General features: G+C 71.1%; 14 protein-coding genes and 1 pseudogene. 4 read left to right on the plus strand and 11 right to left on the minus strand.

Annotation, left to right across the window (positions count from 1 at the left end; genetic code table 11):
* Nucleotides 1-54: 54 nt before the first annotated feature.
* Genes QBL21_RS12780 through QBL21_RS12805 form a run of 6 tightly spaced genes read right to left on the minus strand, consistent with a single transcriptional unit; the run spans nucleotide 55 to nucleotide 5,858 of the window.
* A complete protein-coding gene (locus QBL21_RS12780; RefSeq protein WP_407562271.1) occupies nucleotides 55-825 on the minus strand; it encodes a sugar-binding transcriptional regulator in 771 nt (256 codons plus the stop codon).
* The gene (locus QBL21_RS12785; protein WP_407562272.1) at nucleotides 747-1,118 is read right to left on the minus strand and encodes a MarR family transcriptional regulator; all 372 of its coding nucleotides are present in this window, start codon (nucleotides 1,116-1,118) and stop codon (nucleotides 747-749) included. Before QBL21_RS12785 ends, QBL21_RS12780 begins: the two co-directional genes overlap by 79 nt.
* 10 nt (nucleotides 1,119-1,128) lie before the next feature.
* Entirely contained in the window at nucleotides 1,129-2,685 is a 1,557-nt protein-coding gene (locus QBL21_RS12790) for a glycoside hydrolase family 43 protein (RefSeq protein WP_407566404.1), read from the minus strand.
* A gap of 56 nt (nucleotides 2,686-2,741) precedes the next feature.
* Complete coding sequence (locus QBL21_RS12795) at nucleotides 2,742-3,635, minus strand: carbohydrate ABC transporter permease (RefSeq protein ID WP_407562273.1); 894 nt, start codon at nucleotides 3,633-3,635, stop codon at nucleotides 2,742-2,744.
* Nucleotide 3,636: 1 nt separating this feature from the next.
* Nucleotides 3,637-4,539: a carbohydrate ABC transporter permease gene (locus QBL21_RS12800; RefSeq protein WP_407562274.1), complete on the minus strand. Its 903-nt coding sequence runs from the start codon at nucleotides 4,537-4,539 to the stop codon at nucleotides 3,637-3,639.
* Nucleotides 4,536-5,858, minus strand: coding sequence for an extracellular solute-binding protein (locus QBL21_RS12805; RefSeq protein ID WP_407562275.1), 1,323 nt, complete (start codon nucleotides 5,856-5,858; stop codon nucleotides 4,536-4,538). Before QBL21_RS12805 ends, QBL21_RS12800 begins: the two co-directional genes overlap by 4 nt.
* Nucleotides 5,859-6,106: 248 nt before the next feature.
* On the opposite strand from QBL21_RS12805, the gene QBL21_RS12810 reads away from it, so the two are divergent.
* From QBL21_RS12810 to QBL21_RS12820, 3 genes are read left to right on the plus strand one after another with little or no spacing between them, the layout of a single operon-like run.
* On the plus strand, nucleotides 6,107-8,527 hold the full coding sequence (locus QBL21_RS12810) for a glycoside hydrolase family 3 N-terminal domain-containing protein (RefSeq protein WP_407562276.1): 2,421 nt from the start codon (nucleotides 6,107-6,109) through the stop codon (nucleotides 8,525-8,527).
* Nucleotides 8,511-9,539: a LacI family DNA-binding transcriptional regulator gene (locus QBL21_RS12815; RefSeq protein WP_407562277.1), complete on the plus strand. Its 1,029-nt coding sequence runs from the start codon at nucleotides 8,511-8,513 to the stop codon at nucleotides 9,537-9,539. The genes QBL21_RS12810 and QBL21_RS12815 overlap by 17 nt, the downstream gene beginning before the upstream one ends.
* Nucleotides 9,540-9,576: 37 nt before the next feature.
* Nucleotides 9,577-10,461 carry a fructosamine kinase family protein gene (locus QBL21_RS12820; RefSeq protein ID WP_407562278.1) on the plus strand — a complete coding sequence of 295 codons (885 nt, stop codon included), beginning with the start codon at nucleotides 9,577-9,579 and terminating at the stop codon, nucleotides 10,459-10,461.
* 155 nt (nucleotides 10,462-10,616) lie between these two features.
* Here QBL21_RS12820 and QBL21_RS12825 read toward each other — a convergent pair whose 3' ends face one another.
* Complete coding sequence (locus QBL21_RS12825) at nucleotides 10,617-12,032, minus strand: non-reducing end alpha-L-arabinofuranosidase family hydrolase (protein ID WP_407562279.1); 1,416 nt, start codon at nucleotides 12,030-12,032, stop codon at nucleotides 10,617-10,619.
* Between the two features lie 680 nt (nucleotides 12,033-12,712).
* Here QBL21_RS12825 and QBL21_RS12830 point away from each other — a divergent pair.
* Nucleotides 12,713-13,699, plus strand: coding sequence for a glycoside hydrolase family 11 protein (locus QBL21_RS12830; protein ID WP_407562280.1), 987 nt, complete (start codon nucleotides 12,713-12,715; stop codon nucleotides 13,697-13,699).
* A gap of 194 nt (nucleotides 13,700-13,893) precedes the next feature.
* Here QBL21_RS12830 and QBL21_RS12835 read toward each other — a convergent pair.
* From QBL21_RS12835 to QBL21_RS12850, 4 genes and pseudogenes are all read right to left on the minus strand, one after another.
* Nucleotides 13,894-15,378: pseudogene (locus QBL21_RS12835) on the minus strand (PQQ-dependent sugar dehydrogenase); the annotation flags it as partial.
* Between the two features lie 200 nt (nucleotides 15,379-15,578).
* Complete coding sequence (locus QBL21_RS12840) at nucleotides 15,579-16,613, minus strand: endo-1,4-beta-xylanase (protein ID WP_407562281.1); 1,035 nt, start codon at nucleotides 16,611-16,613, stop codon at nucleotides 15,579-15,581.
* Nucleotides 16,614-16,718: 105 nt separating this feature from the next.
* Nucleotides 16,719-17,648 (minus strand): alpha/beta hydrolase, encoded by a 930-nt coding sequence (locus QBL21_RS12845; protein ID WP_407562282.1) that lies wholly within the window; start codon nucleotides 17,646-17,648, stop codon nucleotides 16,719-16,721.
* Between the two features lie 89 nt (nucleotides 17,649-17,737).
* Nucleotides 17,738-18,856 (minus strand): non-reducing end alpha-L-arabinofuranosidase family hydrolase, encoded by a 1,119-nt coding sequence (locus QBL21_RS12850; protein ID WP_407562283.1) that lies wholly within the window; start codon nucleotides 18,854-18,856, stop codon nucleotides 17,738-17,740.
* Nucleotides 18,857-19,031: the final 175 nt, after the last annotated feature.

Below are 19,031 nucleotides of genomic sequence, written 5' to 3' on the forward strand. Positions count from 1 at the left end.
CAGCGCGTACGGGCGCCCGCAGGGTGCGCGGGACGGGAGCTGAGGGCGGCGCGGTCAGGCGGACGGCGGCGCGGGGCCGTCGAGCAGGAGGACGGCGGTGCGCTCGTCGATCACCAGTCGGGTGATGTAGTCCCCGGCCAGGGCGGCGCGCAGGGCACCGATCTTGTGGTCGCCGGAGACGGCGCAGATGCGGTGGCCCACATCCCGGAACCGGTCGAGGTCGGGGCCGCTCGTACGGTCGTTGAGACGCACCCCGTGATGGCTCCCGTCGGCGCGCATGAAGACCGTGGCGATGTCGCCGACCACCCGGTCCTCGGTGAGGGAGGCGAAGTCGGACTCGTCGAGGAAGTAGCCGGCCATGTAGGGGCTGCTGGGCATCCCGTCGGCCACCGTTCCCACGCTGAACAGCGCGGCGTCGGCGGTCTGCTGAAGCTCGGTGACCCTGCGCACCACGCGCTCGCGGAAGAGCGCGCGCTTGGTCTCCGCGGAGTCGAAGAACAGCGGCACCGGCAACTGCTGGACGACCGCGTCGAAGGCGGTGCCGAACGCCGAGAACATCTGGTGGGAGTAGTGGGTACCGGTCGCCCGCGAGTTGCCGGCCCCGTTCAACTGCACGAACTGGCAGTTGTGGATCGGCTTCGGGATCAGACACCGGCTGATGGCGTTGACCATGGTGCCCCAGGACAGGCCGATGACCATGTCGGAGTCGAAGACGGAGTTGATCACCCGGGCGGCCTGGATGGCCGTCAGCTCCAGCCGCTCGACGTTGGTGGCGGCGGCCGGGACGCGGGCCACGTGGGCCCGGACGCCGAACTGCTCCCGCAACCGCCGCTCCACCACGCCCACCCGCGGCGGGGGGCGGTGGATGTGGACTCCACCAGCCCTGTGTCCCTGGCGTACCCGAGGAGCCTGGACACCGTCGAGCGCGAGGTCCCCAGCTCCTTGGCGATGGCGCCCATGGTGGCGCGCTGGAGGTAGTACTGCTGGGCGACGCGAAGGGCGGTCTCGACCCTGCCGTCCGCCGAGACGCCGAGCGTCTCCGGCTCGTACCGGTCGGGATCCCCGTCCTGGTGAAGCGGCCGGCGGGGCGATTCACCGGGCATGTCCGCAGGTCCCACGCCCGCCATCCTAGGCCAGCGGCGACCGGCCACCGGATCTGCTCCGGGGCACCGGGGTGTATTCGAACCAGTCGAAGAGGACCGTGCCTTCGGTGGCGTACATGCCGATCACGCGGCCGGTGAAGCCGCAGGCGACCTCGGTGGACAGGTAGCGGCCGTCCAGTTCGGCCAGTGGGCCCGCGCCCGGGGCGTCGGGATCGCCGAGCCAGAAGGCGAGGGTGTCGGGCCCGGTGGCCCGGCCGGCGGCGGGTTCGGGTGACGCGGGCACGAGGTCGGTCGTCCGGATCGTCACGGTGAGGGTCAGCGGCCCGGCCGGGACCGGTCGCCTGGCCACGGTCTGGCGCAGTGGGCCGATGCGGGCGACGACGGCGGCCTCGCCGTTCCCCATCTCCAGTTCGTAGTGGTGGGCCTCGTCCAGGCGCACGCAGAGGCCGCCGCGCCCCGTACCGGGGTCGATCGCGGCGCTGACGCGGCAGTCGTGGTGCTGCTGGCGGCGGCCGACGAACGTGTACCCGGGGCGGTCCAGGGTGGCGCCGGTAGCGCTGAGTGCCAGCCGGCCGGGGTGCGAGGTGAGCGACCATGAGTGCTCCGGGCGGGCGTACGGCGAGATCCAGTGCGGCGCGAGAGCGGTCCCGTCGAAGTCGTCGCGGGCGGGCGGGGCCGGCACCGGATGCCAGGCACCGCCCGGTGCCGCGTGGCGCTCGGGAACGGGCGCCACGACGGGCCAGCCGTCCTCGGTCCACTCCACGGGGGTCAGGAACGTCTCGCGGCCGAGCACGTGCACGTCGGGGGTGAAGCCGCGGGGCCGGACGCCGAGCAGCACCATCCACCAACTGCCGTCGGGGGCCTCCACCAGGTCGGCGTGGCCGGTGTTCTGGATGGCGCGGGCGGTGCCGCTGTGGGACAGCAGGGGGTTGGCGGGGGCGCCTTCCCAGGGGCCGCGCGGCGAGCGCCCGCGGGCGACGGACACGCTGTGGCCGCGCTCCGTGCCGCCTTCCGCGATCAGCAGGTACCACCACTCGCCGATGCGGTAGAGGTGCGGTGCCTCGGGAAACTTCAGGCCGCTGCCCGACCACGTGGCGAAGGGCCCCTCCAGCACCTGCCCCCGGGCCGGGTCGATCCGCGCCATGCGGATGCCGCCTTCGGGCCCGGAGAAGGCGCACCAGCAGGTGCCGTCCTCCTCCCACGCCAGATCGGGGTCGATCCCGGGCAGGTCGATCCACACCGGGTCGCTCCACGGCCCCTCGGGCCGCTCGGCCGAGACGACGAAGTTGCCGCCGCCGTCGGTGTTGGTGTTGACGACCCAGTAACGGTCCCGGTGGTGGCGGATCGTGGGGGCGTAGAGGCCGCCGGACGCCCTGGCGCCGGGGAGGGGCAGCGGCAGTTGCCCGGGCCGGTCGAGCACGTTGCCGATGTGCTCCCAGTGCACGAGGTCCCTGCTGTGGAAGAGCGGCAGCCCGGGGACGTACTCGAAGCTGGAGCACACCAGGTAGTAGTCGCCGCCGGCCCGGCACACACTCGGATCCGGATGGAAGCCGCTGATCACGGGGTTGTCGTACGTACGCACAGGAGGTGTCCCCCGCGGGCCGCCGGGCGCCGTGGAGCCGAGCCGGCCGGCGGGGCTCACCGGCTGAACCCGGCGGTCAGACCGCTGAGCAGTTGGCGGCGGCCGAAGGCGTACAGGACGATCAGGGGCAGGGTGGTGAGGACGACGGCGGCCAGGATCGCGGGGATGTTGATCCCGTACTCGCCCTGGAAGGTCCACAGCGCGAGCGGCAGGGTCCGCTGGGAAGGGCTCTGGGTGAGGATCAGCGGCAGCAGGAACCCGTTCCAGATGGTCAGCGCGTTGAAGATGGTCACGGTGAGGATGGCCGGCCGGGTGAGCGGCGCCGCCAGGCGCCACAGCGTCCCCCACTCGGTGGCCCCGTCCACCCGCATCGAGTCGAACAGCTCCTTGGGCACGTCCCGGATGAAGTTGGCGAGGATCAGCACCGACAGCGGGATGGCGAAGGCGATCGACGGCAGGATCAGCGCCAGCAGGCTGTCGTAGAGCTGCAACTTGATGATGATCAGATAGACCGGGATCGCCGTGGCTTGCAGCGGGATGGCGAGGCCCATGAGGAACAGCCCGTTCACCACGCGCAGGAACGGCAGGCGCCAGCCGCGCACGATGGCGTACGCGGCCATGAAGGAGACCGTGACCGCCGGCACCACGGCCCCGGCGGTGACCACGACGCTGTTCACGAAGTAGCTGATGAAGTCGGACTCCAGGACCAGCTCGTAGTTGTCCAGAGTGGGCTCGCTCGGCGGCGCCAGCGGGTTGCTCGCGTAGTACTTGCTCTGGGCCTTGAGGCTGGTGATGAGAATCCAGTAGAGGGGTACGACGACGACGGCGAGCCAGAGCCATCCGGCCAGCCCGCCCAGCCAGTTGCGCCGGGGGGTGGCCGGGCGGGGGCGGTGCCGCCGCTCGCGGCGGGGCGTCTCCTGCCGCTGCGGCTTGGTCAGCGTGGTGGTCATGTCAGGCTCCCTCGAGCTGGCTCTCGCCGGCGTCCCGGCCGCCGAGCCGGCGCAGCAGCAGGGCGATGGCGAGGCCCATCAGGACGAGGACGACCGCGATGGCGCTGGCCGGACCCATCAGGTTGGCCTGGAAGCCCCGTTTGTACATGTCCAGCGCGAGGACCCGGGTGGCGTCTCCGGGGCCGCCCTCGGTCAGGACGAAGATGAGGTCGAAGAAGGTGAGCGACCCGATCACCATCAGCGTCGACGAGGTGATGATGGTGTATTTGAGCTGGGGCAGCGTGATGCTGAAGAACTGGCGGATCCGCCCGGCGCCGTCCAACTGCGCGGCCTCGTACAGGGACCGGGGGATCTGCTGGACGCCGCCCTGGTAGATCAGCGAGTGGAACGGGATGAACTGCCAGGACACGATGAAGATGACGACGCCGAACGCGAGCCAGGGGCGTCCCAGCCAGTCCTTGCTGAGCCACTCGGCCCCCAGCCCGGCGCCCAGCCCGAAGTTGGGGTCCAGCAGCGCCTTGTACGCGACCGCGATCGCCGCGGAGCTGAGCAGGAGCGGGACGAAGTAGACCAGGCTCAGCACCGCGCGGTAGCGCTGGCGGCCGGCCAGGAACGTGCCGAGCAGAATGCTCGCCGGTGTCTGGACCGCCCAGGACACGGCCATCACCAGGAACGTCACCCCGAGGGCGTGCGGCAGCCCGGGGTCGGTGAGCACCGCACGCCAACTCGTCAGCCCGGACGGGTGGATGTCGCCGATCCCGTCCCACGTCGTGAAGCTCAGCAGGAGGACGCCGACGAGCGGGACGACGGCGAAGCCGACGAAGAACAGCAGCGCCGGCACGGCCAGCCAGGGCAGGATGCCGCTCCGCTCCCCGCGCCCAGTGGAGCCGGTGAGGGTACTCACTTGCCGATGACCTCGTTGAGGTTGTCGATGAACTGCGGTGGCGAGATGGACAACTGGAACAGCCTGGCGATGTTGTCCAGCAGCGTCTCGGCGGCCGTCGGGCTGAGCGCCTGGTCCCAGGACTGGCCGAACGTCTTCGCGTTGCTGGCGATGCCGTAGACGAACTCCAGGAACTCGGCGCTCTCGGATTCGGCCAGCAGCTTCTCCGAGCCCTTCACGATCGGCACCGCCCCGGTGCCGACCCACTCCTTCACCTCGTCGTCCCTGAGGACGCCGGTGGCGAAGAAGTCCTTGGCGATCTTCTTCTGCTCGGCGCTGGCCTTCGAGGAGATGGACAGGTACTGGGCGGGGTTGCCGACGGAGTTGCCCGGATCGCCCTTGCCGCCCTCGACGGGCGGGAAGTTCATGAAGCCGAGCCCGCCGCCGGAGACGAAGTCGCCGCCCTCGGTCTGCTGGATGCCGTACGACCAGGAGCCGTGCAGCATCATCGCGGCCTTGTCGGTGTACAGCAGCGCCTGGTCGGCGTTGGAGTCCGCGGTGATCGAGGAGAAGCCCTTGATGAACCCGTCCGCCTTGACCAGGTCCTGCACCTTGGTCAGCGCGTCGACGGCGGCCGGGTGGGACCAGGCGTCCTTCTCGCCGTCGAAGACGGCCTGGAACACCTCGGGGCCGCCGATGCGGTCGAACAGGAACTCCAGCCACATCATGTTCGTCCACCGGGACTGGCCGCCGAGCGAGAAGGGGGCTATGCCCTCCGCGTTGAACCTGGGCACCAGGGCCATGATGTCGTCCCAGGACTGGGGCGGCTCCACGCCGACGTCGTCGAAGACCCGCTGGTTGTAGAACAGGACGATCGGCTCCACGCTCTCGAACGGCATCGCGTAGATCCTGCCGTCGACGGTCGCCGCGCCGAACGAGGACGGGAAGAGCCGGTTCTTGATCTCGGGGTTCTCCTCGAACCACGGGGTGAGGTCGTCGACCTGGCCGGCCTGCACGTAGCTGCGCAGCGTGCCGCCGCCCCACCCCCAGATGACGGTGGGCGCCTTCCCGGCCCCGATGGCGGTCTTGATCTTCGTCTTGTACGCGTCGTTCTCGAAGGTCGTGACCTCGATCTGCCCTTCGGGGTTGGCCTCGTTGAACCGTTCCACCGCGCCGGTCCTGACGCCTTCCTGGGGCTGGCCGCTCAGGTGCCAGTACGTGGCCGCGCCGCCGTCGCCGCCCTTGCCGGGACCGGACGAGCCGCAGGCGGCGAGCGCCGCGGAGGCCGGCACCCCGGCCGCCAGGCCGAGGAGGGTACGACGAGAGAGATGGATCTCCATGTGTGTTCTCCGCACTCGAGGGCCGTCAGCTTCCGGCGGGCCATGGTTGAAAATCTTTCGAAAACTAACCTTGGTTGAATCTCGTGGGTGCAAGTTAGGTATCGGGCGCACGGCTGTCAAGGCATGGGTAAGTCCGTTGTCGTACAAGGGCTGTACACGTAATCTCGGGACGGAGAAGAGTCCCGGAGGGTCCGTAGAGGGCTCGAAAATGTTTCGAGGTAGACGGATTGACTACAGAGGAGGATGCGATGCCCACGGCTGACTCCCCACCGGTGGCAGGTCGGGGTACGCCCCGCTGGCAGGACCCGGCGCTCCCCGTGCCGGACCGGGTCGACGCCCTCCTGGCCGAGATGACGGTGGCGGAGAAGGTCGCGCAGCTCGGCAGCCGCTGGATCGGAAACAACACGGCGGGCACGGGCGCGGACGGCGCCGAGCGGGCCGGAGGGCTGCGCGTGGCGCCGATCCAGGAGGTGTTCGAGTCCGGGAGCGTTCCGCTGGCCGAGGCCGCCCGGTACGGTCTCGGCCACCTCACCCGGATCTTCGGCAGCCGGCCGGTGACCGCGGCGGAGGGGGCCGCCGAACTCGTCAGGTCGCAGCACACGGTCCTGCGGGGCTCCCGGTTCGGCATCCCCGCGCTGGTCCACGAGGAGTGCCTCACCGGGTTCACCACCTACGGCGCCACCGTCTACCCCGCGGCCCTCGCGTGGGCCGCGACGTTCGACCCGGACCTGGTGCGGCGGCTGGGCGCCGCGATCGGGCGGGACATGCGGGCGGTCGGCGTGCACCAGGGCCTCGCCCCGGTGCTCGACGTGGTCCGCGACTACCGGTGGGGCCGCGTCGAGGAGACCATGGGCGAGGACCCGTACCTGGTCTCGATGCTCGGCGCCGCCTACGTCGCCGGCCTGGAGGGCGCCGGCGTCATCGCCACCCTGAAGCACTTCGCCGGCTACTCCGCCTCCCGCGCCGCCCGCAATCACGGGCCGGTGTCCCTCGGCCGCCGCGAGCTGATGGACGTCGTGCTGCCGCCGTTCGAGACCGCCATCGCGGTGGGCGGGGCACGTTCCGTGATGAACGCGTACTCCGAGGTGGACGGCGTCCCGGCAGGTGCCGACTCCTGGCTGCTGACCGAACTGCTGCGCGACGACTGGGGGTTCACCGGCACCGTGGTCTCCGACTACGGGGCGGTGGCCTTCCTCGCCGGCCTGCACGGGGTGGCCGCGGACACCGAGCAGGCGGGCGTACTGGCGCTCGGCGCCGGCATCGACGTGGAGCTGCCCGACACGCTCGGCTTCGGCCGGCACCTCGTGGACCGGGTCGACCGGGGCGAGTTGCCCGAGTCCCTGGTGGACCGGGCGGCGCGCCGCCTGCTCACCCAGAAGGTCCGGCTCGGGCTGCTCGATCCCGGCTGGACGCCCGAGGGCTCGGTCGCCGGCGCCGCCGACGCCGATCTCGACTCACCGGAGAACCGGGAGCTGGCCCGGGAGCTGGCCGAGCGATCAGTCGTGCTGCTCGACGGGGGCAGCGCGCTGCCGCTCCTGGGCGCCGGACGTACGGCGCCGGGCAGGCTCGCCGTGGTCGGGCCGTGCGCCGCCGACTCGCGCACCCTCATGGGCTGCTACGCCTTTCCCAACCACGTCCTGCCCCGCCACCCCGGTCTGGGCCTCGGCGTGGCGGCACCGACCGTCCTCGACGCGCTGCGCGACGAACTTCCGGACACCGAGGTCGTCCACGAGCCGGGGTGCGCCGTGTCCGGCGACGACCGGTCCGGCTTCGCCGCCGCCGCGGCCGCGGCCCGCGAAGCGGATCTGTGCGTGGCGGTGGTGGGCGACCGCGCGGGCATGTTCGGCAACGGTACGTCGGGCGAGGGCTGCGACGCCGAGGACCTGCGGCTGCCGGGCGTACAGGCCGGCCTGCTCGCGGAACTCTTCGCCACCGGGACACCCGTGGTCGTGGTGGTGGTCTCCGGCCGCCCGTACGCCCTGGGCGAGGTACATCCCCGCACCGCCGGTCTGGTCCAGGCGTTCATGCCCGGCCAGGAAGGCGCGGCGGCCATCGCCGGGGTGCTGTCCGGCCGGGTCGGGCCGGCCGGCAAGCTGCCGGTCCAGATTCCCCGCCGCCCGGGCGGCCAGCCGGGCACGTACCTCCAGCCACCGCTGGGCGGGCACACCAGCGGCATCAGCAGCATCGACCCGACGCCGCTGTTCCCCTTCGGACACGGCAGGTCGTACACCACGTTCGAGGTCGACGACCTGCGCATGAGCGCGACCGAGATACCCACCGACGGCGAGTTCGCCGTGTCGGTACGGGTCCGCAACACCGGTGCCAGGGCCGGCCACGAGGTCGTCCAGCTGTATCTGCGCGACCCCGTCGCCCAGGTGACCCGGCCGGTCCGGCAGTTGGCCGGCTTCGCCCCGGTCCGGCTGGAGCCGGACGCGAGCGCGCGGATCCGGTTCCACGTGCACGCCGACCGGACCGCGTTCACCGGCCGGGATCTGCGGCGGATAGTCGAACCCGGAGAGGTCGACGTGCTCGTCGGCACCTCCTCGGCCGAACTCCCGTGCCGGGTTACCGTACGGTTGACCGGCCCCACCCGTGTGGTCGGCCACGACCGGCGGCTCACCACGCCGGTGGACAGACAGCGGGGGGAAACCGATGCCGACGGACGCTAGGCGCACCACCTTGGCGACCATCGCCCGGGCGGCGGGGGTCTCGGTCGCGACCGTCTCCAAGGTGGTCAACGACCGCACCGACGTGGCGCCGCAGACCCGTGCCCGGGTACTGGAACTACTGCACCGGCACGACTACTTCGCACCCGTCTTCCGCCATACCGAGGTGCCGCCGAGCCCGACCATCGAGGTGCAGTTCGCGGGCGGCCTCAGGCCGTACGTGGCCGAGGCGGTGGAAGGCATCGCCGACGCGGCCGCCGAGCTGGGGGTCTCGGTGGTGATCGGCAAGTCGTCCCATGCCACGCACTGGGCCCGGGACCTGGTCACGGCCGGCCGCCGCGCCCTCATCGGGGTCACCAGCGTCTACACCGCCGCACACCTGGAAGCCCTGGCCCGGGCCGGCCTTCCGGCGGTCGTGCTCGACCCGCTGCACCTGCCGCACAGCCGGGTCAACAGCGTCGGGGCGACCAACTTCGCCGGCGGCCTGGCCGCGACCCAGCACCTGCTCTCCCTCGGCCACCGCCGCGTGGCCCATCTCGGCGGACCGGTCACGGCCGCGTGCAACCAGGCCCGCGCGCACGGCTACCGCGCCGCCATGGAGGCGGCGGGAGCACCCGTGCCCTCCGCCTACGTCCGGCCCGGAGAGTTCACGTACCAGACCGGCCTGGCCGGTGCCGCGGCGCTGCTGGACCTCGAAGAGCCGCCGACGGCGATATTCGCCGGCAACGACGAGATCGCGCTCGGCGTCATCGAGACCACCCGCGCCCGCGGCCTGCGCGTCCCCGAGGACCTGAGCGTCGTCGGCTTCGACGACACGCTCCTCGCCCGGATGGCCTCGCCGCCGCTGACGACCGTACGCCAGCCGCTGCGGGAGATGGGCGGTGTCGCCCTGCGCACCGCACTCCGCCTCGCCAACGGCGAGAAGGTGGAGTCCCACCACATCGAACTCGCCACGGAACTGGTGGCACGCGCCTCGACCGCGCCGCCCGGCCCGCGTTCCGCCGCCGACGGGTGATCCGGCCACGTTGCCCGGCCGCCGGGCAGGAGCACCCGTGACGGTCGCGGCGTCGTTCCTGCGCCGACGCCTGCACGCGGCCGGCCTGACCGACATCGTCGCGGTCGAGCCGGTCGGCGGGGGCCTCGCCGCGACCGCGGGGCTCGCGCGCCGCGGCGACGGCACGTCGGTCTTCGCCAAGGCGTTCGGCGAGCCGCCGTCGGACGACGCCTTCGCCGCGGAGGCCGAAGGGCTCACCGCGCTGCGCGAGGCGGGCGGCATCGCCACACCCGACATCGTCCTCGCGGACCGCGACCTGCTCGTGCTGTCCGTGCTGCGGCCCCGGCCGGACACCGCGGCCTTCTGGGAGCGGCTCGCGCACGCGCTCGCCCGCCTGCACCTCACCACGCGCCACCCGCGGTTCGGGTGGCACCGGGACAACTGGCTGGGCCGCCGGCGCCAGGTCAACACCTGGGCCGACGACGGGTTCGAGTTCTTCGCCCGGCACCGCCTGCTGCGCTGGCTCGGCGAGCGCCGCGTCCGGGAGGTGCTCGACACCGCGGACCGGGCGGCGCTGGAGCGGCTGTGCGACCGGCTGCCCGAGCTGCTGCCGGTGGGCCGGGCGTGCCTGACACACGGCGACCTGTGGGCGCAGAACGTCATGGCCACCGCTGCCGGGCTGCCCGCGCTGATCGACCCGGCCGTGTCGTACACGTGGGCCGAGGTCGACCTCGCCCATCTGTGGACGACGGCGCCGCCGCCCGAGGCGCAGGTGTTCTTCGGGCTGTACGCCGAGCTGACCGGGCTCGACCGGGACTGGCGCGCACGCATGCCCATCCTCCAGCTACGCCAGCACCTGGCCGTGATCGCCCAGTTCGACCCCGACTGGGGCGCCGCCGACCTCGTACGCGCCACGCTCGCCCCGTTCCGGCAGCGGCCCTGAACCCGGCGGCGGGCGTGCGTGGAGAACCCCCGGCCGCACGTCGGCCGTGCCAAGGAACCCCGGCCGACGTGCGGCCGGGGTTCCTCGAAGCGGTGAGCACCGGTGCGCAGGGGACGCTGCCGCACCGCATCGCGTTCACCGCGGGACCGGGCGGGTCAGCGCTGGAGGGTGAGGACGCCCGGCCGCCAGGGAAGCTGGTCGTAGGGACCGCCTGAGTTGGGGGACTTGCCCTGGTAGAGGAATTGCAGGTTGCAGGGGTCGATGGTCATGGTCTGGTCGGGGTTGTTGCGGACCAGGTCACCGTGGCTGATGTCGTTGGTCCAGGTGGCACCGCTGTTGGCCTTGCCCGCAAAGGGGTTGCTCTCGCTCGCGGCCTGCGGGGTCCACGAACCGCCGAGGCTGGAGGAGGTGAACGAGCGGAAGTAGCGCCCGTTCGCACCGATCGCCTCAACGATCATGAGGTACTGGTTCTGGTCCTTGACCTTGTAGACCTGCACCCCCTCGAAGAGGTTGTTCGTCGAGTCGCTCATGATCGTCGTGTACGACGAGCCGAAGTTGCCCGGGAAGTTCCCGATCGGCATGCTCGACCGGTAGATCTTGCCGTTGTCACCGGCGAAGAACAGGTACATGTTCTGGCCGTCGGCGATCAGGGTCTGGTCGATCGGGCCGGTGCCGGAGCCGGAGATGCTGCCGGTGAACAACGGCTGCGGTGAGGACCAGCCGTTGGGGTTGGTGGGGTCGCTCGACGTGCGGTAGATGAACGGCCACGAACCCCACTGGTACGCCAGCACCCAGATGTTCTTGGGCGCGAAGTAGAACAGCGTGGGTGCCACGGCAGCCTGGTTCATCCGGTTCTGGCCGGCCGATCCCATGTCCGACCAGTTCGTGAAGGGACTGAACGCCATCGAGCCGTACGATCCCCCCGCGGTCGTCCCGTAGACCAGGTGCCTGCCGTTGTGCACCACGTTGGTGAAGTCCTTGAGCGCGGCCCAGCCGTTCGCCGGCTGCGCCAGCACACCGGTCGACGACCACCGGTACGTCGACGGAAGCGCGCACTGGTCGCCCGGCGTTCCCGACAGGCCGGTCCACTTCTGGTTGCTGCCGCCGTTGCACGCCCAGAGCACCACCGACGTGCCGTTGGCCGTGGCGCCGCCGTTGACGTCCAGGCACAGCCCGGACTCCGTGCCGACGATCGTGCCGTCGGAGTTCACCCGCCACTGCTGGTTCGCACCGCCGCTACAGGACCAGATCTGCACCCGGGTACCGGGTGTGGTGGCATGGCCCGGAACATCCAGGCACTTGTTTCCGTACACGGTCAACTGGTTGCTGTCCGTCAGCGTCCACTGCTGGTTGGCCCCGCCCGAGCAGTCCCAGATCTGTAGGTACGCGCCGTCGGTCTGGCTGGCGTTCGCCACGTCCAGGCACCGGTTGGCCGCAACACCGCGCAGGGCGCCGCTGCTGGCCGCCTGGGCCGGGTTGGCGACGAGCGCCGGCGCCAACGCGGTCAGGACCGCAACCGCGGTGGCGAGCGCCACGAACGGATGTCTGCGGCTGAACCTTCGTCTGCGCATGGGGGACCTCCTCATCCTTGGGCAAGCGGTTCCGGGCGAAGTCGATCTGTTCGTAATGCCGAACAAAGGTCGAAGTGTCGGCCAACCTGGATGATAGGGAACCGCCGAACCGCGTCAATCCCTCTCGCATGATTCGCCATCAACACCGAAACATTCGGCGACTTCGGCGGTGCGTTACAGCAGGCCAGGCCCGTGGAGGGCTCCGGGTCGCGTGGACGATGCCGGTTCGACCGGCCCGGTCGGTTGTCGATCTCGGGGCCCGCGGGCTCCGAAGGCTCCGAATGGCATGCGAAATCTCGAACGTCGTGACCCTGGGGGTGTTGGCAAGGAGCGGATCACGAAACTTTCGTGACCCCGACGGGTGGCGTTCTCGCCTGCCTCTCTCCCCGGCTCGTCAGGTGTGGGCGGGACCCGTCCGTACATGTGGCAAGTGAGCAGCCCAAACGTCTGGTTCGGGGTGCCTTCGAAATTTGCGCCACCACAACAGAAACTGTTGACAGCTCGGCGGGGCCTGAGGAAACTGTCATGGCATCGACAGGTGTACGCCCCTGTCGGTTCGCGTCACCGTCGGGACGAGGTCACCGGTCCGGGGCCGCACGATGACCGACCACATCCCGCTGACGTGTTCGTCGCGTCTCATCACGCTGCCTGCCCTCTCCAGCCCTTGTCGAGGAGGAAGCATGGACACGCACCACGATCCCGCCCGCTCGCTCAGCCGAAGACGATTCGTCGCCGGCGGCGCCGGCACCCTGGCCGCGGCCGCATCGCCGCTGCTGCTGCCGGGCACGGCACACGCGCAGACCGTCACCACCAACCAGACCGGCACCCACAACGGCTACTACTACTCGTTCTGGACCGACGCGCAGAACACGGTCTCCATGACCATGGGATCCGGCGGTCAGTACAGCACCTCGTGGCGCAACACCGGCAACTTCGTCTGCGGCAAGGGCTGGAGCAACGGCGGCCGCCGCAACGTGAACTACTCCGGCAGCTTCAGCCCGTCCGGCAACGGCTACCTCTGCCTCTACGGCTGGACCTCGAACCCGCTCGTCGAGTACTACATCGTCGACAACTACGGCACCTACCGCCCGACCGGCGACAACCGGGGCTCGCTGACCAGCGACGGCGTCACGTACGACCTGTACCACACGATGCGCTACAACGCCCCGTCCGTCGAGGGCAACCAGACCTTCCCGCAGTACTGGAGCGTCAACCGCGGCAGGCGCACGGGCGGCACCATCAACACCGGCAACCACTTCGACGCCTGGTCCCGCGCCGGGATGAACCTGGGCAGCTTCGTCTACTACATGATCATGGCCACCGAGGGCTACCAGAGCAGCGGCAGCTCGAACATCACGGTGGGCGGCACCGGCGGTGGCGACCCCGGCGACCCCGGCGACCCGGGTGCGTGCACCTCGACCCTCTCGGCGGGCGAGAGGTGGGGCGACCGCTACAACCTGAACGTCGCGACGTCCGGCTCCGGAAACTGGAGCGTCACGATGAACGTCCCGTCGCCCGCGAAGATCATCGCGACCTGGAACATCAGCGCCACCTACCCCGACAGCCAGACACTCGTCGCCAGGCCCAACGGCAACGGCAACAACTGGGGCGTGACCATCCAGGCCAACGGCAACTGGAACTGGCCCTCCGTCTCCTGTAGCGCCTGACCCCGCACCTCCGAAGCGGAAGCAGCCGCGGCGCGGGGCCCACCACCCCCGCGCCGCGGCTTTCCCTCCCACCCTCGGAGCCCCCGGGACACCGCTCGGACCCGGGCACAGGGTCCGCTCGGCATCTCCGGAGGTCCGCGGGCGCCACACGGCGCGTCCGCCGGTGCCCTGCGGCCCGTTCAGCCCTCCCGCGCCGGCGTGCTCCCCGTCCCGGAGGCGTTCTCGATGCGGTACAGGGCGCTGTTCGCGTCTCCGGCGTACCAGCCGGTGCCGTAGTCCAGGACGTACAACGCGCCGTCGGGGCCGAAGGCCGCGTCCATGAGCTGGGTGCCGGACCACGGGATGCCGCCGATGTCGCCGCGGCTGCCGTCGGCGTTCACGCCGATGTCCTTGATCCAGCGGCGGCCCCACTCCATGGCGAAGAAGTCACCGTCGAACTCCTCGGGGAACTTCACCGCCGAGTCGAGGTCCGGGTCGTAGCGGTACACCGGGCCGGCCATGGGGGACTCCGTGCCGCTGCCGAACTCCGGCACGGAACCGCCGTCGTAGGGGATCCACGCCGGCCGGGCCGGCGGGAGGGTGCTCTGGCCGGTGTTGTTCGGTGAGTTGTTGACGGGCGCGGCGCAGTCGAACGCCGATCCGGAGGCACCCGTGGCGAAGTCGTAGTCGACGTAGGGCCGGTTGTCGCCGACGCAGTACGGCCAGCCGTAGTTGCCCGCGCCGGTCACCCGGGCGAACTCCACCATGCCGCCCGGGCCCCGGCTCGACGAGGCGGACCCGGCGTCCGGGCCGTAGTCGCCCACGTAGACGACGCCCGTCTCCTTGTCGACGCTCATCCGGTACGGGTTGCGGAAGCCCATGGCATAGGTCTCGGGCCGTGTCCGGGGTGTTCCCGGCGCGAAGAGGTTGCCCTCCGGGATGCCGTAGGAGCCGTCGTCGGCGACCTTGATCCGCAGGATCTTGCCGCGCAGGTCGTCGGTGCTTCCCGCCGACCGCTGCGCGTCGAACGCCGGGTTGCGGTTGCCGCGTTCGTCGATCGGGGTGTAGCCGTCGGAGCCGAAGGGGTTGGTGTCGTCGCCGGTCGAGAGGTAGAGGTTGCCCTCGGCGTCGAAGTCGATGTCGCCGCCGGTGTGGCAGCACTGGCCGCGGTCGGCCGGCACGTCGAGGATCGTCTTCTCGCTGCCGGTGTCGAGGGTGCCGTCGTCCCGGAGTACGAACCGGGAGAGCCGGTTGACGCCGTCGAACGGCGCGAAGTCCGCGGCCGAGCCGGTGGCCGGTGCGTCCCCCGGCGGGGTGTCGAGCGAGGGGGCGTAGTACAGGTAGACGAAGCGGTTGGCGGCGAAGCCGGGATCGACGCCGACTCCCTGGAGGCCGTCCTCGTCGTGGGTGTAGACGTCCAGCCGGCCCGCGACCTCGGTGGTGCCCTGCGGGTCGGTGAGCCGCACGGTGCCGTCGCGCGAGGTGTGCAGCACCGAGCGGTCGGGCAGTACGGCGAGCGCCATCGGCTCGCCCGTCTCGTTCACGCCTTTGGCGAGGGTCACCTGCTGGAACTCCGCCTGCCGGGCGCCGCCCGCCCCGGCGGGTTCGGCCGAGGCCGGCGACAGCACCGTGGCGGCGCCTGCGGCGGCGAGCAGCGGGCAGATCGCCGCCGCGAGAGACCTTCTGACGTGTCTGTACATGTGAACCCTCCGTAGGGCGGCCCGCGGCCCGGCGCAGCGCTCTACCGGGCCGTCGCGAACCTGGCCGGGGTGCGTGGGGACCGCCCGGGGGCGGCCGGTTCGGCGTTCTTTGTGCCGGGGCGGGGCGCCCTGCACCCGCGCGCGGCGGGGCCCTCCCGGGCGCCCCGCCCCGACCCCTGACAGCCGGCGTGCGCCGGCTGTCAGGGAGCGCTGTTCAGCGCGTCCAGCACGGCGCTGTACGCCTGCTTCTTCTGGTAGTTGCCGTCGAACAGCAGCGGGGTGTCCTGGCCACGCCAGGAGTACTTGTCGGTGATGCCCCAGGTGGTGATGCCGGTGCAGCGGGACACCGCCACGCACGCCTCGGTGACCGTGCGGTAGGCGTTGGCCTGGGCGCTGCCGGAGCCGCCGATGTCCAGCTCGGTGATCTGCACGTCGACGCCGAGGTCGGCGAAGCGCTGGAGGTTCTGCCGGTAGCTGCTCAGGTTGGAGTTCGAGTCGAGGTGGGACTGGAAACCGACGCAGTCGATGGGCACGCCGCGGGACTGGAAGTCCTGGACCATGCGGTAGATGGCGTCGCTCTTGGCGTTGACGCCGTCGGTGCCGTAGTCGTTGTAGCAGAGCGTGGCGCCGGGGTCGGCGGCGTCGGCGGCGCGGAAGGCGTCTTCGATCCAGCCGTTGCCGATCTGCTGCTGGAGGTTGGACTGGCGGCGGCTGCCGTCCCACTCGAACGCCTCGTTGACCACGTCCCAGGAGTCGATCTTCCCGGCGTAGTGGCCGGCGACTCCGTCGATGTGGTCGAGCATCGCCTGGCGCAGGTTGTCGCCGGTCAGGCCCTGTGCCCAGCCGGGCTGCTGGGCGTGCCAGACCAGGGTGTGGCCGCGTACGGACATGCCCTGGCTCTGCGCGTGGGCGACGAGCTGGTCGCCACCGCCGAAGTTGAACTGCCCCCGGTTGGGCTCGGTGGCGTCCCACTTCATGACGTTCTCGGCGACGATGCTGTTGAACTCGCGGTTCAGCGTGGCGGTGTAGTTCGCTTCGCCGAGGAGGTGGGGGGCTACGGCGGCGCCGTAGTAGCGACCGCTCTCGGCCGCCGAGGCGCCGAGTGTGTCGGCCGCTTGGGCGCTGCCGGAGAACGTCAGAAGCCCGGCCGCCGCCAGCCCGGCGGACGTCACGGCGGCGACGAGCGCCGACCAGGCCCGGCGGCGCGTAGGCCGCCTGCGGGAGGTGCTGAGCATGGCTACTCCTTGTGTTCCGGTGGAGGGTGACAGGTGCCGTCCGGCGTCTGTCCGGAAGTGGTGCCGAGGGTCCGGTGCGGCCGGGGCCGCACCGGACCCGGTGGTTCAGTCGAGGACGGCTTCCCAGTTGGTGCCGGGTGCGGTGGCGCCCCCGGGGAGGCGGTCGCGGGCGGCTGTGTCGCCGTAGAGGCTCCAGCGGAACCAGTCCACGAGGGTGTTCTGGGTCTGGTCGAAGGTCGGGAAGCCCGGGTTGAGGTACGCGGCGTGGTCCGCGCCGACGTGGGTGAGGAATGCCTTGGGGGCGGACAGCTCCTGGTATGCCTGGCGGGCCAGGCTGTACTGGCAGGTGGGGTCCCGGTCGCCGTGGATGAACAGGACGTTGGCGTCCAGCCCCGCCGGGTTGCCCATGTCCACGCAGGCGACCGGGACGGCGGCCCTGATCCGGTCGTCCGGCCAGTTGGTCAGCAGGCCGTGGACGGTCATGCCGCCCATCGAGTGGCCGGAGACGCCCACGCCGGCCGCGGTGTCGATGTGTCCCGCGAAGGGGCTGCCCGAGCCGTCGTTCAGCGCCAGGGTCTGGGTGATGACCTCGGAGACGTCCTTCGACCACTCGCCTCCGTACACGGAGCCGATGTTGGTGTTGTCGCTGATCGAGGGGGCGGGGCAGATGAAGCCGGCCGACGCTATCGCGTGCGTCTGCGAGGCGTAGGAGTCGGAGTTGCCGTACGCGCCGTGGTTCCAGTGGGCGACGGGGAACACGCCGTCGGCGAGCGGGGCGTTGGGGACGGGGTTGCCGCCGGGGTTCCCGGTGGCCGGGTAGAAGATCTTGGTGAAGATCCGGCGGCTGCCGCGGGACCAGTTGTACTCCCGCACCCCGATGGCGAAGTCCTGGGTCGGTGCGGACCGGGAGAGGACGGGCCGGCGGGCCGGGCGGCCGACGGCCGGTGCGGCGCCGAGCAGGGAGGCTGCACCCGTCGTTCCGGCTGCACCCAGGCCCAGCAGGGCGCTCAGAGCCGTGCGCCTGTTCATGGACATGTGAGGACACTCCTGTGTGGGGGGAAGGGATCCGCGAGGTGGCCGCCCGGGCGCGACGTGCGCGGCGCGCCCGGGCGGCCCGGCGGGGTTCAGCAGGCGGCGTTGGTCTGGGTGGCCAGGGCCAGGCGCCAGGGGAGCTGGGAGTACTCGCCGCCGGCGGCGGGGTCCATGCCCTGGTACAGGAGTTGCAGGTGGCAGGGGTCCAGGGTCATGGTCTGATCACTGGTGGTGCGGATCAGTTCGCCGTGGCTGATGTCCCGCGTCCAGGCGTTGCCGCCTTCGAAGGTCACGTTGTTGCTGCGGGCGAACGGGTCGGCCTCGGTGTCCGCCAGCGGCTGCCACTGGCCGCCGAGGCCCTGCGAGGTGAAGGAGCGGTACCAGCGGCGGCCGTCGCTGCCGATGGCCTCCCAGATCAGCAGGTAGGTGTCGGTGCCCTCGACGCGGTAGACGGCACCGCCTTCGAAGAGGTTGTTCTTGGTGTCCGACAGCACGATCTGCGTGTTGCCGAAGCCGTTGGGGAACTCCGCCACGGTGGTCTCGGAGCGGTAGACGTGGCCGTTGTCGTCCGCGGAGAACAGGTAGCAGTCGGTCTCGTCGCAGATGACGTAGAAGTCGAGCCAGTGGCCGTTGCCGATGTTCTCCCTGACGACGTCCGGCATGCTGTCCATGAAGTTGCGCGGCGCCGACCAACTGGTGGGGTCGTCGGGGTCGGCGGTGGTGGAGAACGAGGGCAGGCCCGTCTGGTAGACGAGGTACCACTCGTCCTTCGGGGCGAAGTAGAAGGCGTGCGGCGCGGCGCGGTAGCCGGTGCCGATGTCGGAGGCGGTCTCCAGATGGGTCTGCGGGGCGGCGGCGGCCTCGGACCAGTCCTCGAAGCTGGTGTGGGCCAGGCTCCAGTCGCCCGAGGTGTCGGCCGTCGTCATGAAAACGTGCCAGGTTCCGTCCTGGTCCTGGACCACCGAGGGATCCTTGACGGCCACCGAGTCGCTGCCGTCCTGGTGCGGTGAGATCAGCGGGCCGGTGGACGACCACTGGAAGCTATCCGGCAACTCCTGCTGCGCGGCGGCGGGACCGTCCGTCGCCGTTGCGGACGGGGGCAGGGGAGACGACTCGGCGGGGACGGCGAACAGGGCCAGGAGCAGGCCGAAGAGGACGGTCGCGGCCAGACGTGTCGGAGGCGGGCGTCGGCGGTGTTTCGACAGAGGCATGGGGGTTTCTCCATCGCGGCTCAGCCGGGGGCCCGCCACGCGGCGCCGCGTGTCCCTCCGGCTGTCGGAGGGCCGGGACATGCGTGGGAGAGCCTCCGGAACGAAAAACGGGGTGCGCGTGCTGTCGTGCGGTGGCCTGCCGTGGAGCAAGGCCGTTGCGGCCGACATGGTTCGA

The organism is Streptomyces sp. 184, from assembly GCF_045781775.1.
In the GTDB taxonomy this organism is placed as follows: Bacteria; Actinomycetota; Actinomycetes; order Streptomycetales; family Streptomycetaceae; genus Streptomyces.

Excerpts from the sequence above, each read along its gene's own strand:
- QBL21_RS12795 (WP_407562273.1), bottom strand. The coding sequence starts at position 3,635 with ATGACCACCACGCTGACCAAGCCGCAGCGGCAGGAGACGCCCCGCCGC.
- QBL21_RS12805 (WP_407562275.1), bottom strand. The coding sequence starts at position 5,858 with ATGGAGATCCATCTCTCTCGTCGTACCCTCCTCGGCCTGGCGGCCGGG.
- QBL21_RS12825 (WP_407562279.1), bottom strand. The coding sequence starts at position 12,032 with ATGCGCAGACGAAGGTTCAGCCGCAGACATCCGTTCGTGGCGCTCGCC.
- QBL21_RS12840 (WP_407562281.1), bottom strand. The coding sequence starts at position 16,613 with ATGCTCAGCACCTCCCGCAGGCGGCCTACGCGCCGCCGGGCCTGGTCG.
- QBL21_RS12845 (WP_407562282.1), bottom strand. The coding sequence starts at position 17,648 with ATGTCCATGAACAGGCGCACGGCTCTGAGCGCCCTGCTGGGCCTGGGT.
- QBL21_RS12830 (WP_407562280.1), top strand. The coding sequence starts at position 12,713 with ATGGACACGCACCACGATCCCGCCCGCTCGCTCAGCCGAAGACGATTC.
- QBL21_RS12850 (WP_407562283.1), bottom strand. The coding sequence starts at position 18,856 with ATGCCTCTGTCGAAACACCGCCGACGCCCGCCTCCGACACGTCTGGCC.
- QBL21_RS12810 (WP_407562276.1), top strand. The coding sequence starts at position 6,107 with ATGCCCACGGCTGACTCCCCACCGGTGGCAGGTCGGGGTACGCCCCGC.
- QBL21_RS12815 (WP_407562277.1), top strand. The coding sequence starts at position 8,511 with ATGCCGACGGACGCTAGGCGCACCACCTTGGCGACCATCGCCCGGGCG.